The organism is Micromonospora citrea (genome assembly GCF_900090315.1).
Classification (GTDB): Bacteria; Actinomycetota; Actinomycetes; order Mycobacteriales; family Micromonosporaceae; genus Micromonospora; species Micromonospora citrea.
This window is the reverse complement of the sequence record NZ_FMHZ01000002.1, coordinates 6,207,173-6,220,536: the sequence shown is the minus strand read 5'-3', so window position 1 is coordinate 6,220,536 and position 13,364 is coordinate 6,207,173. Positions and strand designations below refer to the sequence as shown.

Annotated in this window: 9 protein-coding genes and 1 pseudogene; 5 read left to right on the top strand and 5 right to left on the bottom strand. The window is 72.0% G+C overall.

Translation table 11 applies throughout. From position 1 onward, the window contains the following. The first annotated feature begins 138 nt into the window (after positions 1–138). The 4 genes from GA0070606_RS28350 (at position 139) to GA0070606_RS28335 (ending at position 5,012) form a co-directional block, all read left to right on the top strand. The gene (locus GA0070606_RS28350; RefSeq protein WP_091106283.1) at positions 139–2,004 is read left to right on the top strand and encodes an ATP-binding protein; all 1,866 of its coding nucleotides are present in this window, start codon (positions 139–141) and stop codon (positions 2,002–2,004) included. A 76-nt stretch (positions 2,005–2,080) separates the two neighbouring features. Next, the gene (locus GA0070606_RS28345) at positions 2,081–2,974 is read left to right on the top strand and encodes a class I SAM-dependent methyltransferase (RefSeq protein WP_091106282.1); all 894 of its coding nucleotides are present in this window, start codon (positions 2,081–2,083) and stop codon (positions 2,972–2,974) included. Next, positions 2,971–3,606: a YncE family protein gene (locus GA0070606_RS28340; protein WP_091106281.1), complete on the top strand. Its 636-nt coding sequence runs from the start codon at positions 2,971–2,973 to the stop codon at positions 3,604–3,606. Before GA0070606_RS28345 ends, GA0070606_RS28340 begins: the two co-directional genes overlap by 4 nt. A gap of 35 nt (positions 3,607–3,641) precedes the next feature. After that, positions 3,642–5,012 carry an ABC1 kinase family protein gene (locus GA0070606_RS28335; protein ID WP_091106280.1) on the top strand — a complete coding sequence of 457 codons (1,371 nt, stop codon included), beginning with the start codon at positions 3,642–3,644 and terminating at the stop codon, positions 5,010–5,012. A gap of 203 nt (positions 5,013–5,215) precedes the next feature. Here GA0070606_RS28335 and GA0070606_RS28330 read toward each other — a convergent pair whose 3' ends face one another. Both GA0070606_RS28330 and GA0070606_RS28325 read right to left on the bottom strand, forming a co-directional pair. Then, positions 5,216–5,842 (bottom strand): NAD(P)-dependent oxidoreductase, encoded by a 627-nt coding sequence (locus GA0070606_RS28330; protein ID WP_091106279.1) that lies wholly within the window; start codon positions 5,840–5,842, stop codon positions 5,216–5,218. Then, a complete protein-coding gene (locus GA0070606_RS28325) occupies positions 5,839–6,744 on the bottom strand; it encodes an EamA family transporter (protein ID WP_245724844.1) in 906 nt (301 codons plus the stop codon). The genes GA0070606_RS28330 and GA0070606_RS28325 overlap by 4 nt, the downstream gene beginning before the upstream one ends. Before the next feature lie 79 nt (positions 6,745–6,823). Here GA0070606_RS28325 and GA0070606_RS28320 point away from each other — a divergent pair, with 79 nt between their 5' ends. Then, entirely contained in the window at positions 6,824–7,720 is an 897-nt protein-coding gene (locus tag GA0070606_RS28320) for a LysR family transcriptional regulator (protein ID WP_091106278.1), read from the top strand. A 114-nt stretch (positions 7,721–7,834) separates the two neighbouring features. On the opposite strand, the gene GA0070606_RS28315 is transcribed toward GA0070606_RS28320, so the two are convergent. The 3 genes and pseudogenes from GA0070606_RS28315 to GA0070606_RS28295 all read right to left on the bottom strand — a co-directional run bounded on the left by GA0070606_RS28315 (position 7,835) and on the right by GA0070606_RS28295 (position 13,163). Beyond that, positions 7,835–9,373, bottom strand: a complete 1,539-nt coding sequence (locus tag GA0070606_RS28315) for an ABC transporter substrate-binding protein (RefSeq protein ID WP_091106277.1) — start codon at positions 9,371–9,373, stop codon at positions 7,835–7,837. Further along, positions 9,370–11,871 (bottom strand): annotated as a pseudogene (locus tag GA0070606_RS33585) (ATP-dependent Clp protease ATP-binding subunit). The gene GA0070606_RS28315 and the pseudogene GA0070606_RS33585 overlap by 4 nt, the downstream one beginning before the upstream one ends. Before the next feature lie 89 nt (positions 11,872–11,960). Next, positions 11,961–13,163 carry a DUF6004 family protein gene (locus tag GA0070606_RS28295; protein WP_091106275.1) on the bottom strand — a complete coding sequence of 401 codons (1,203 nt, stop codon included), beginning with the start codon at positions 13,161–13,163 and terminating at the stop codon, positions 11,961–11,963. Between the last annotated feature and the right edge of the window lie 201 nt (positions 13,164–13,364).

Sequence of the window (13,364 nt, the reverse complement as noted above, 5' to 3'; positions counted from 1 at the left end):
CCGCTCTTGACGGGCTCTTGACGCCGGGATGAACCCGGGCCGACTACCCAGGGCGACAGCTCCACCTCTTTGTGTATGGAAGTTCTTCACTTAAAGTGGAGGAGCACCGAGCACAGCGCCACGACAGCTGGGGGACGTGTGAGCCGGACCGAGATCGAACTCCGAATTCAGATCCTCGGTCCCGTCCGAGCGACGATTCGCGGCAGGGAGGTCGACCTCGGCCCTCCGAAGCAGCGGGCGGTCCTCGCCCTACTGGCCCTGCGGGCCGGACGACATGTGCCGCTGGACGATCTGATCGCCGCACTCTGGGCGGGACAGCCACCGACGCGGGCCGCCAACCTCGTACACACCTATGTCGCGCGGCTGCGCCACGCGGTCGAGCCCGACACGCCCCGGCGCCAACGCACCAACGTCATCGTGTCGGTTCCGGGCGGATACCGGCTGACCGTCGCCGACGACCAGCTCGACCTGCACGTGTTCCGCACCGGCGTCCGGAAGGCGTCGGCGCTGCGCGAGAGCGGCGAGCTGGAGAGCGCCTTCGCCCGCTACGGCGAGAGCATCGACCGGTGGCAGGACCCGCAGGTCGGAGACCTGTCCCTGCTGCTGGCCGAGCAGGACGACATCGGTCCGCTGCGGCAGGAGTTCCTGGCCGCCGCGCTCGACTACGTCGCGCTCGGCCTGGAGCTGCGCCGGCCGGACGCGGTCCTGCCGCTGGCCGAACGGCTGGCCCAGGCCGAGCCGCTCAACGAGCGGGCGCAGGCGCGGGTGCTCCAGGCGCTCACCCACATCGGCCAGCGCGCGTGGGCCATCGAGCGGTACGCCGACGTGCGCACCCGGCTCAAGCTCGACCTGGGCGTGGACCCGGGCCCCGAGCTGATGGCGGCGTACCGCGAGGTGCTGGACGCCCGGCCGGGGGTCCACCAGCCGCCGTGGCGGGGGCCGGCACCGGTGGTGGACGAGCTGATCGGCCGCGCGACGGACCTCGCGGCGGTCTGCGACCTGCTGCGGGAGTACCGCCTGGTGAGCCTGACCGGCGCGGCCGGCGTCGGCAAGACCGCGCTCGGCCTGGCGGCGGCCGACGAGCTGCGGGAGCGGTTCGCCGACGGCGTCGCGGTGGCCGACCTGGCGAACGTCCGCACCGGGCCGGACCTGACGCGGGCGGTCGAGGTGGCCGTCGACGAGCCGCCGGCCCGGGGCGCCGGTCGCGCCGATCCGCTGGTGCACCGGTTGCACGACCGGAAGCTCCTGCTCGTGCTCGACAACGCCGAACTGGTCACCGACGAGGCCGCCGACCTGGTGGACGACGTCCTGCGGAACTGTCCCCAGATCACCGTCCTGTTGACCTCGCGGGAGCTGCTCGGGCTGCCCTACGAGGCGGTGTACCCGGTGCGACCGCTCGACGTGGACGCGGAGCCGGCCCACCTGGCCGCGCAGCCCGCCCTGCAGTTGTTCGCGCGTCGGGCGGCGCAGGTGCGGCCCGGGTTCCGGCTCACCGAAGCCAACGTCGAGGCGGTGGCGTCGGTGTGCCGGGCCCTCGACGGGCTGCCGCTGGCCATCGAGCTCGCGGCGGCCTGCCTGCGTACGCAGCGGTTGGAGGCGCTGGTGGACGGGGTGGGCGACCCGCTGCGGCGGATCCAGCCGCCCCGCCGGGGCGTGCCCAGCCACCACCGCTCGCTGCACGCCGCCGTGCACCGCAGCATCGAGCTGCTGGATCCGGCCGAGCAGCGCTGCTTCACCGCGCTCGGCGCGATGCCGGCCGCGTTCTGCCTGGAGGCCGCGGCGGTCGCCGACAAGGCGATCGCCGGCGAGCCGCGTACGGTGCAGATGCTGCTGGAGCGGCTGGTGGACAAGTCGGTCCTGGAGGTGCGGCACAGCTCGTCGGGCCGGCGTTACCGGATGCTCGGCACGGTGCACGCCCTGGCCCGGCAGCTCCTGCGGGAGCACGGCGTGGACGGCGAGCCGCCGTCGGTCGGGTGCACCTGCGGTTGCCACACGAGTCACTGAGAGACGGGACAACCGTCAATTCTTGCTATATGATTCTCCAGTAGATTTGCCCGGTCGACGAGCGGGAGATCCCACGATGGACCAGCGCCACCTGCTCATGCACCAGGCGATGCTCGGCGACCGGCGACGCATCGAGTCCTACGACCGGGCGCTGGCCACGGTCGTACACGAGGACACGGTGGTCGCCGACGTCGGCGCCGGCACCCTGGCGCTCACCGCGCTGGCGCTGCGCCACGGCGCCGCCCACGTCTACGCCGTCGAGGCCGACCCCCAGGTCGCCGCCGTCGCCGACCGGATCATCAAGGCCAACGACTGGGACGACCGGGTGACCCTGGTCGTCGGGGACGCCCGCCTCGCCCGCCTGCCCCGGCAGGTCGACGTGACCGTCTGCGAGCTGATGGGCAACCTCGGGCCCGAGGAGGACATGGCCCGCATCCTGCGCACGTTCAACCGGCGCAACCTGCGGCCCGGCGGCGCCGTCGTGCCGGAGCGGGTGGTCACCCGGCTCGCCGCCGTCCAGTTCGACGACGAGGGCTGGGGCATCTGGAGCGACGACTTCCTCGGTATGCGGCTGGACGTGGTGCAGGAGCTGGTCGAGCCGTCCGCGCACCTGCACTTCCTCAGCCGGGAGCCGGTCCTGCTCGGCGAGCCGGCCGTCCTGGTGGACACCGGCCGTGGCGACACCGGCCTGCGTACGGCCAGACCGCTGACCCTGCCGCTGGACCGGGACGGCACGCTGCACGCCGTGCTCGGCTACTTCACCGCGACCCTCGCGCCGGGGGTGGAGCTGTCCAACATGCCCTCCTACCTGGGCTGCAACTGGGCGGTCTTCGTCTGGCCGCTGCGGCACACGCGGGTCGCCGCCGGCGACACCGTGCACGTGCGCCCCCGGCGTCCCGAGGGTCCCGCCGCGCGGGACGTGACCCGGTGGCGCCTCGACTGTCACCTCGACCGGGCGGACAAGCGATGATCATCTACACCGCGGCGTCGGTGCACGACCTCTCCGTCGACGCCGACCAGCTCGCCGGCCTCACCTGGTCCGGCCACGCGCTCTGGTACGCCGACCAGGGCCGGGGGCAGGCCACCTGCCTCGACCCGCGCACCGGAGCCCTCGGGCAGACCCTGCCCTGCCCGGGGCTCACGGCCGGGCTGACCACGCTCGGCGGGCACCTGCTCTACGCCGCCGAGGGCGCGCTGCGGCTGTGCGACACGCAGACCGGCGACATCCTCCGGGACGTGCCGAGCCCGCGACCGGGCGTGCCGATCTGCGGCATGGAGGCGGGCAAGGACGGCATCTGGCTGGGCTGGTCCGACGCGCTGGAACTGCGGCACGCCTCGGACCTGCGGCTCCTGGCCACCGTACCCGCGCCGCTGGGGATCACCGGCGTGACCGTGACCGACCGGTACGTCGCCCACACCGACCGGCTCGGCGAGGCGATCACCGTCTTCGACCTGCGGGCCGGGCGGAACGTGCTGCAGATCCACGTCGACGGCCGACCCACCAGCCTGACCTGGGACGGTCTGCGCCTGTGGTACGCCGACGCCGCCAACCTGCGCCTGCGGGCGCTGGACGTGCCGGGACTCTCCGCGACCACCGCCTGACCCGGCCTGCTGACCCCTCGGCAGAAAGGCGCACGATGGTTCCGTCCAAGTTCATCTTCAGCCTCTCCCCCCTCGGCTCGGCGGCCCTGCGCGCCGCCCCACCCTCCGGATCCCGCCGCCCCCCGCTCTCGTCGGGCGGGGCGGGGTTGGGCGCACGGGCGGTCGTCATCGGCTCGGTGGCGACCGCCTCCCTCGCCGCGGGGCTCGCCGCGGCCGCCACGACGGCGCTGCGGCACGGCCGGGCGGCGGGCCGGCGCCGCTTCGCCCGGGAGGTCGCGCGGACGGTGGCCCGGCTCGGCCCGACGTTCATCAAGGCGGCGCAGGTCCTGGGCACCCGCCGCGACGTCGTGCCGGCGCTGCTCTGCGACGAGCTGTCGATGTTGCAGGACGACGTGCCGCCCATGGACGCCGCGCAGAGCCGCGCCGCGCTGCGCGAGGTGTACGGCGACCGCCTGGACACCGTCTTCGCCTCCGTCGAGGAGACGCCGGTGGCGAGCGGCAGCATCGCCTGCGTCTACCGGGCGACCCTGGCCGACGGGGCGACGGTCGCGGTGAAGCTGCGTCGGCCCGGCATCGGCCCGCAGATGAACGCCGACCTCGGCCTGCTGCGCCGGGGCGCCGCGGTGGTCGCCAGGCTGCCGATGTTCCGCGGCGTGCCGGTCCGCGAGGTGGTGGACAACCTCTGCGAGTCGGTGCTGGGCCAGCTCGACCTCGGCCGGGAGGGGCGCGACCTGGACCGGCTGCGCGAGGACCTGGGCTCCATCCCCCGCGTACGGGTGCCCCGGGTGCACGCCTCGGCGAGCCGGCCGGCCGCCATCGTCATGGACTTCATCCCCGACCTGGCCGTCGACACCGGCGCCCGGTGCCCCCGCGCCATGCGCCGGACGTTCGCGGCGTCGACCCTGACCGTGGTCTACCAGATGCTGTTCATCAACGGCTTCGTCCACTGCGACCTGCACCCCGGCAACCTCTACTTCACCCGCAGCGGGCAGGTGGTGGTGCTGGACGCCGGCTTCAGCGTCCAACTGTCGGACAAGATGCGCGAACTCTTCGCCGACTTCTTCCTCAACATGTCGATCGGCCGGGGCGACCGCTGCGCCGGGATCGTGCTGGAGAGCGCCCTCGGCGTGGCGGACGACGCGAACGTGCCCGCCTTCACCGAGGGCGTGAAGGACCTGGTGGCCCGCAGCTACCGCCTGCCCGCCAAGGAGTTCAGCCTCATCGCCTTCGCCGGCGAACTGTTCGACCTGCAGCGTCGCTACGGGGTGGCCGCGTCCCCCGAGCTGGTGTTCCCGCTGCTGTCGCTGCTCGTGGTGGAGGGCACGGTGCGGTCGCTGGATCCCGACATCGACTTCCAGGAGACGGCGAAGCCCGTGCTCAACCGGGCGCTGTTCGGCATCCGCTGAGCGCGGGCGGTCCGACCGGGCACGGGCGGTCCGACCGGGCGCTGTTCGGCATCCGCTGAGCGCGGGCGGTCCGACGGGCACGGGCGGTCCGACGCCGGGACCGGGAGCGGGCCTGATCCCGGTCCCGGTCCCGGTCGCCGAGCCGGAGCCGGGGTAGCCGACGGGCCGGGTCCCCGTGGCACCCGGCCCGCCGGCTACCCGTCTCAGTAGCCGACGGCGAAGTGGCGTTCCGCCCCCGGGTTCTCCAACTCGTCGACGACGGCGACGGCGAGGTCCTCCGCCGAGATCCGCGACGAGCCGTCCGCCGCCACGACGAGAGAGGTGGTGCCCCGCCGGTATCCGCCGGTGCGGGTCCCGGGTTCCAGCAGCGCGGGCGGGCTCACGTAGACCCAGTCGGCGGTGTGGGACCGGCAGGCGTCCAGCTGCGCGATGCTGGCGGCGGCGATGGCGCGTACGAACGGGGGTACGTAGCGGGGATCGTCGAACACGAGTCCGCCCGACGGGCTTCGCAGGGGGGCGGAACCGCCGATCAACAGGGCTCGGGTTCCGGCCGAGGCGGCGGCGTCGAGCAGCGCCGTGGTGGTCGCGGTGACGGTGTCCTCCGCGCCGGGGGCGGGGCGGGTGGCGCCCACGATCGCGTCGGCGCTGGTGAACAGGCTGGTCATGTGCTCGACGTCCGTGGCGTCGCCGCGTACGACGGTCGCCTCCTTCGGCAGGGTGTCGGGGCGCGGGCCGCGGAGGACGGCGGTGACGTGGTGGCCTCGACCGAGGGCCTCGGTGACGACGCGGGAGCCCGCCATGCCGGCGGCGCCGACCACGGTGATCTTCATCGGGTGATGATCCTTTCCTTGATGGACTTCGGGGTGACCTGGCTCGCGAGGATCGCCGCGAGGGCGAGGGCGAAACCGAGCAGTTGGAGCGGGCCGAGCACCTGGTCGAGCAGTACGGCGCCCAGCAGGGCGGCCACCATCGGCGACAGCAGGGTGAGGACGGCGACGGAGGTGACCGGCAGCGTGGTGATGCCGCGGAACCAGAGGATGTAGGCGATCAGGCCGCCGGGCAGGCCGAGCCAGAGGTAGCCGAGCACGGCGCCCGCGTCGGTGGCCGGCGGCGCGCCCTCGAAGAGGAACGTCACCGGCACCAGGAACAGGCCCCCCGCGGCGAGCTGCCAGCCCGCGAACGCCGTCGGGCCGACACCGTCGGGGCGGCCCCAGCGCTTGGTGAGCGTCACGCCGAGCGCCATGGCGGCGGCGCCGCCGAGGCCCGCCAGGATCCCGACCACGTCGAATCCGGCGTCGGGGCCGAGGACCACCAGCCCGACGCCCACCGCGCCCGCGACGCCCCAGGCGAGACTCCAGGCCGACGGAGTCTGGCGCAGCACCGCCACGGCGAGGAGGGCCACGACCAGGGGCTGCGCCGCGGCCAGCGTGGCGGCCACCCCGCCGGGCAGTCGTTCCGCGGCGACGAAGAGCAGCGGCAGGAACACGCCGATGTTGAGCAGTCCCAACGCCGCCGCCTTCAGCCACCAGGCGCCGCGCGGCAGCGTCCGGGTGACCGCCAGCGCGACCAGGCCGGCGGGCAGGGCGCGTACGAGCCCCGCGAACAGCGGGTGGCCCGGGGGCAGGAGTTCGGTGGTCACCACGTACGTCGTGCCCCACACCATGGGCGCGAACGCCGTCATGGCGGTGCCCGTGAGGCGGGCCGGGAGCGGTGATGTTCCCAGGTTCTTCACGGGATCCAGCGTCGGCGCCCGGGATCGATGAGTCCAACACATGTTCGTCACCCGATCCATCGTGAGTCACGATGGATCGATGGAGCTTCAGCAGATGCGGTACGTCGTCGCCGTCGCGGAGACGAACAGCTTCACCCGTGCCGCCGAGCGGTGCCTCGTCGTCCAGTCCGCCCTCAGCCACCAGATCGCCCGCCTGGAGCGGGAACTCGGCGCCCGGCTCTTCGACCGGACGAGCCGCCGGGTGCGGTTGACCCCGGCGGGCGCGGCGTTCCTTCCGGCGGCCCGGCAGTGCCTCGACGCCGCCGAACGCGCCGCCGCCGAGGTGGCCTCGGCCGTCGGCGAGATCCGCGGGCGACTCACCGTCGGCGTGATCCCGACGGTCGCGGCCGTCGACATCCCGGCCGCCCTGCACGCCTTCCACCGGAGGCACCCGCACGTCCGCATCGGCCTGCGCGTCGGCGCCAGCGAGCAGCTGGTCGAGCAGGTCAAGGAGGGCGGGATCGAGGTGGCCTTCCTCGGTCTGCCCGTGACGGCCCGGCCCGAGGGGGTCGGCACCCGGCGGCTGGCCCACGATCGGCTGGTCGCTGTCGTCGCGCCCGACCATCCGCTCGCCGGGGAGTCCGAGGTCGACCTCGCCCGGCTCTCCGCCGAGGCGTTCGTGGACCTGCCCGCGGGCACGGCGGGACGCGCCCAGTCCGACCAGGCCTTCGCCGCCGCCGGCGTCCGCCGCGAGGTCGCCTTCGAGGTGACCACCGTCGACGTCATGATGACCCGGCTCATCCGGCAGAACCTCGCCGTCGCCCTGCTGCCGTCGAACTACACGCCGCACCTCACGGGCGTGGTCACGGTGCCGGTGCGGGACGCCCCCGTCCGGGTCGAGCACCTCGTCTGGAACCGCTTCACCCTCACCCCCGCGGCGACGGCGTTCCTCGCCGAGCTGGATCTCCCGGTGGACCCCGAGGCCGGCGGGTCGTGACGACGGCGTCCGCCGGGGCCGCCGGTCGCGTGCACGGCCTCCGCACGTGGCGCGGGCCGGTCGCGTCCACGACCGGCCCGCCACGCCGCCGGGCCGGTCAGCCCGGGGCGGTCCCTACCACCGGGCCGCCCCGGCGGCCACGGCGTCCGCCCGCGCCCGCGGCCAGGCCGCCACGATCAGCGGTACGAGCCGCAGGTCCGCCGTGGCCGACCGGTCGAAGCGACGCCACAGCGCCAGCGCCGTGCCCGGGTCCATGGCCCGCAGCGCCTCCCGGGCCACCGCGGCCGGGTCGCCGGAGCGGCCGTCGGAGGGCCACATCCGGTGCACCAGGTCGCGGCCGGCGTCGCCGGCCCAGGCCGGCGCCCACTCGTGCAGCACGAGGTCGACGCCCGGCCCCCCGGTGGAGGCCGACGGGACGGGGACGAGGGTGATCCCGTACCGCGCCGACACCGCGACCAGGGCGGCGGCCACCGCGCCCGCCCGGGAGCCGGCCGGAACGCCCAGGGTCAGCCGGGTCCCCTCCGTGAGCCCGGCGTCGGCGAGCAGGGGCCTCGCCCGCTCCGGGTCGCCGACGTCGGGCGCGCCGTCGGCGTCGCGTTCCGACGCCGGGTGCCCCGGCTGCAGGACGCCGTGCTGGGTGGCGGCCCCGTCGGCGCCGGCCTTGCACGCCGCCTCGGCGAGCGCCGCGCGGTCCAGCGCCCAGGACAGCGCGTGTCGTACGGCGAAGGGCTGGGCCGCCCCACCGGCGCCCGCCGAGAGGTAGTAGCTGCACCCGGTGGCCGCGAACCCGGCCGGTGGCGACGGCACCGACCAGGACAGCACTCCGAAGCCCGCTGCCGGGTGGGTCGGCTGGCCGTCGGCCGCCGCGACGACCTCGATGCGCCGCGCCGTGCGGCGGCGTACCGGGTCGGTGGCCGGATCCCACCGGGGGTTGGGCTCCAGGACGAGGTCGCCGCCCGGAGACAACCGCTTGGCGATGCGGTACGGCCCGGCGGAGGGCGTGCAGCGGTACAGTTCCGGGCTCTCGGGCACGTAGTAGTCGTACTCCCGGGGTGCCGCCGCGGTGAATCCCGTGGCGAGCAGGTCGACGAGGTCGTTGGCCGGCGCGGTGAGGCGAAGGACGACGGTGTCCCCCTCGGCGCGCAGCCCCGGGATCCGGGTGCTCTGCTGGAACTGGGCGAACGCGGGGGCGTGCGCCTCCCAGTGCCCGAGCGCCTCGTCGTACGCCCGGTAGTAGTCCGCCATGCCCTCGATGATCTCGCCGAGGTACGGGCGCATCGACCGGGCGAGCGGGTGGGCGCTGCGCTTGAGGCCACGCACGACGTCGCCGGCGGTCAGTTCGCGGGCGGCCTGGGCGTCCCACCGGATGCCGCCGCGCAGCCGGACGCGCCAGGTACGCCCGTCGGCGCTGATGCCCCCGTTGCCCACCGTGGGCAGTTCGACGGCCGCGTCCGCCACCGGCCGGGCCGACGGGTCGGTGGTGGTGGGGATCGCGAACAACTGCCGGGTGAGCAGCCGGAGGATCTGCCCGGTGCCGACGTGTTCCGAGGTCGGCTCGTCGGGCAGCCCACCGTCCACCGGGCCCAGGAAGCGAAGCGTGTCCGCCCCCGTGGGCGGGTCGGTGACGGGCTCGTGCTCGCGTACGCCGGTCATGCCGTCACCGCCCCGGTTTCGGGAAGTTGCCCGGGGGCCGGTTTGTCGGCCCCTCTGAACACGAGTGTGGACTTGTCGGTGTTGTTGGGGTCGCCTTCGCAGTCGACGACGACGATCTGGCCGGGGGTCAGTTCGTTGAACAGGATCCGCTCGGACAGGTTGTCCTCGATGTCACGCTGGATCGTGCGACGCAGCGGACGGGCACCGAGGACCGGGTCGAAGCCCTTCGTGGCCAGGTACTTCTTGGCGTTGTCGGTCAGCTCCAGACCCATGTCCTTGTTCCGCAACTGCGTCTCGATCCGCGCGATCATGATGTCCACGATCGACAGGATCTCGTTCTGCCGCAGCTGATGGAACACGATCGTGTCATCGATACGGTTCAGGAACTCCGGCCGGAATGCTGCTTGAGCTCGTCGTTGACCTTCTGCTTCATCCGGTCGTAGTTCGACTCCGAGTCCTCCGAGGCCTGGAAGCCCAGCGACACCGCCTTCGCCACGTCGCGGTGCCCAGGTTCGTGGTCAGGATGATCACCGTGTTCTTGAAGTCCACGATCCGACCCTGACCATCGGTCAGCCGACCGTCCTCCAGGATCTGCAACAACGTGTTGAACACATCCGGGTGAGCCTTCTCGATCTCGTCGAACAACACCACCGAGAACGGCCGACGCCGCACCTTCTCCGTCAGCTGACCACCCTCGTCATAGCCGACATAGCCGGGAGGAGCACCACCAGCCGCGACACCGTGTACCGGTCGTGGAACTCCGACATGTCCAACTGGATCAGCGCGTCCTCGGACCCGAACAGGAACTCCGCCAGGGCCTTGGACAGCTCGGTCTTACCGACACCGACGGGCCGGCGAAGATGAACGACCCCGACGGGCGCTTCGGGTCCTTCAACCCGCCCGGGTACGCCGGATCGCCTTCGACACCGCCTTGACCGCGTCCTCCTGCCCGATGACGCGCTTGTGCAGCTCGTCCTCCATGCGCAGCAGACGCGAGGTCTCCTCCTCGGTCAACTTGTAGACCGGAATACCGGTCCAGTTGCCGAGCACCTCCGCGATCTGCTCGTCGTCGACCTCACTGACGACGTCCAGGTCGCCGGCCTTCCACTCCTTCTCCCGCTGCGCCTTCTGACCGAGCAACTGCTTCTCCGTGTCACGCAACTGCGCGGCGCGCTCGAAGTCCTGCGCGTCGATCGCGGACTCCTTGTCCCGACGCACCTGCGCGATCCGCTCGTCGAAGTCCCGCAGGTCCGGCGGCGCCGTCATCCGACGGATCCGCATCCGCGCACCCGCCTCGTCGATCAGGTCGATCGCCTTGTCCGGCAGGAACCGGTCGGAGATGTACCGGTCGGCCAGCGTCGCGGCCGCCACCAGGGCGGCGTCGGTGATGGAGACGCGGTGGTGCGCCTCGTAGCGGTCGCGCAGACCCTTCAAAATCTCGATGGTGTGGGCCAGCGACGGCTCACCCACCTGGATCGGCTGGAACCGACGCTCCAACGCCGCGTCCTTCTCCAGGTGCTTGCGGTACTCATCCAGAGTCGTCGCGCCGATGGTCTGCAGCTCACCACGGGCCAGCATCGGCTTGAGGATGCTCGCCGCGTCGATCGCGCCCTCCGCCGCACCCGCACCCACCAGGGTGTGGATCTCGTCGATGAACAGATGATGTCACCCCGCGTGCGGATCTCCTTGAGCACCTTCTTCAGACGCTCCTCGAAGTCACCGCGGTAACGCGAACCAGCCACCAGGGCACCCAGGTCAAGCGTGTAGAGCTGCTTGTCCTTCAGCGTCTCGGGCACCTCACCCTTGATGATCTTCTGAGATAGCCCCTCCACCACGGCGGTCTTACCGACACCGGGCTCACCGATCAGGACCGGGTTGTTCTTCGTACGGCGGGACAGCACCTGCATGACCCGCTCGATCTCCTTCTCCCGCCCGATCACCGGGTCGAGCTTGCCCTCACGCGCGGCCTGGGTCAGGTTCCGGCCGAACTGGTCCAGCACCAGACTCGTCGACGGCGCGGCCTCACCCGGCGCGGCACCCGCCGCGGCCGGCTCCTTACCCTGATAACCCGACAGCAACTGGATCACCTGCTGACGGACCCGATTCAGATCCGCCCCCAGCTTCACCAGCACCTGCGCGGCGACGCCCTCACCCTCACGGATCAAACCGAGCAGAATGTGCTCCGTGCCGATGTAGTTGTGCCCGAGCTGCAACGCCTCACGCAGCGACAGCTCCAACACCTTCTTCGCCCGCGGCGTGAACGGAATGTGCCCGCTCGGCGCCTGCTGACCCTGGCCGATGATCTCCTCGACCTGCTGCCGCACACCCTCAAGCGAGATGCCGAGACTCTCCAGAGCCTTCGCCGCGACACCCTCACCCTCATGGATCAGGCCCAACAGGATGTGCTCCGTACCGATGTAGTTGTGGTTGAGCATCCGGGCCTCTTCCTGGGCCAGGACGACAACCCGTCGCGCTCGGTCGGTGAACCGCTCGAACATGTCTGCCACCCCTGGAGAGTGACGGCGTCCCGGGTGACAGGAGGCCACCCGGGACGACGTCTTTCGGGACTACCAACGGCGGTTGGTCGTCACGCGCTGACGTAGGCTTCCGAGCCCACCAGCGCGTCACCGAGCTTCAGCGACACGCCGGTCAGGCGCGCCCGGGACTCGCCGTCCTTCGTCCGCAGCGCGGCGTCGGCGTGGTCGGCGGTCAGCAGCGTGCCGGTCGGCTCCAGGTCCTTGAGCTGGCCGCTCAGGTGGACCGGGGCCGCCGCGTAGAGCGTGGCGGACGGGGTCACCAGCTCGAAGTGAGCGTCGAAGTGCAGCTCACCCGGGTAGCGCAGCCGGCTCAGGCTCTCCTCGTTGCCGTCGCCGAGCTGGCCGCCCGAGACGGTGAAGAAGCTGGCCCGCAGCATGACCTTGCCGCCCAGCGCCGGGCTGTTGCCCACCAGCGCCACACGGGCGAGCTGGGCCAGCACCCCGGAGCCCTGGTCGTGCTTCTCCGGCCCGAAGAGGAGGATCTCGGCGCCCGCGGCGAGCGGGTAGTCGCCGGCGAGCTCGATCTCCTCGGTGCGGCCGTTGACCTCGACCTTGATCTTCGCCTCGGTCGAGGCCTGGATGATGATCGACGGGTCGACCAGCATCGAGACGCACGGGCCGATGCTCGACGCGAAGAAGGCGCTCGGCGTGTTGCCGACGGCCTCGTTGTCGTCGTTCGACGGGTACCACGCGGCCGGGAGGTTGGTGCCCCGGACCACGTTGTGCGCCGGCATGACCTCGCCCTGGTCGCCGTACGGGCGGCCGAGGAACGGCGAGGTGAGCGGGGTCTTGTACGGCGGAAGGCCGTCCACGATGCCCTTGACGTCGATGACACCCCGGTGGGCCAGCCGCATGGTGCTGGTCTCCAGGATGCCGAACCGCCGGATGTAGAACTCCGCGGGGAAGTTCTTACCGGGCACGATCTGCTTGATGTGACCGGTGTTCGGCAGGTACGGGTTCGACAGGATCTGGATCCGGTCGTTCAGCGTGTAGCTGAACCCCTTGATGCCGACCTCGGGGGCGCTGATGAGCTCCAGGTTGAAGCTCGCCGTCCCGTCCTCGTCGACGGTGTGCTTGAACCCCGGCATCGGCCACTTGTTCATCTGCACGAAGCCCGACAGGTTGATCGTCTCCCGACGGCCACCGTAGTAGTCGTCGCCGAAGACGACCGTCGCCGCAGCCAGGATGTGCGGCCGCAGCGGCTTCGGCTCGATGTTGAGTGACTCGTAGGTCTCTCTCGCCGTGTCAGTCACGGCTCCACCTCCCTGTATTCCCCGGATGCCTTGGCGCCGTCTTTGACGCTTGCTCAACCCGGAGGACCACTGACCCGAACGCTATTGTTTTCTAAAGTGACTGTCAACGGGCTCACATTGATCGTTTGCGAAATAATGTCCGCTTTCGCGTATGACTGAAGGGGATCACCGCACGGGAGGATCGAATCGCCGCAGCCGCAC

Coding starts and splice junctions, on each gene's coding strand:
- GA0070606_RS28330 (WP_091106279.1), bottom strand. CDS start 5,842: ATGAAGATCACCGTGGTCGGCGCCGCCGGCATGGCGGGCTCCCGCGTC.
- GA0070606_RS28320 (WP_091106278.1), top strand. CDS start 6,824: ATGGAGCTTCAGCAGATGCGGTACGTCGTCGCCGTCGCGGAGACGAAC.
- GA0070606_RS28345 (WP_091106282.1), top strand. CDS start 2,081: ATGGACCAGCGCCACCTGCTCATGCACCAGGCGATGCTCGGCGACCGG.
- GA0070606_RS28340 (WP_091106281.1), top strand. CDS start 2,971: ATGATCATCTACACCGCGGCGTCGGTGCACGACCTCTCCGTCGACGCC.
- GA0070606_RS28315 (WP_091106277.1), bottom strand. CDS start 9,373: ATGACCGGCGTACGCGAGCACGAGCCCGTCACCGACCCGCCCACGGGG.
- GA0070606_RS28335 (WP_091106280.1), top strand. CDS start 3,642: ATGGTTCCGTCCAAGTTCATCTTCAGCCTCTCCCCCCTCGGCTCGGCG.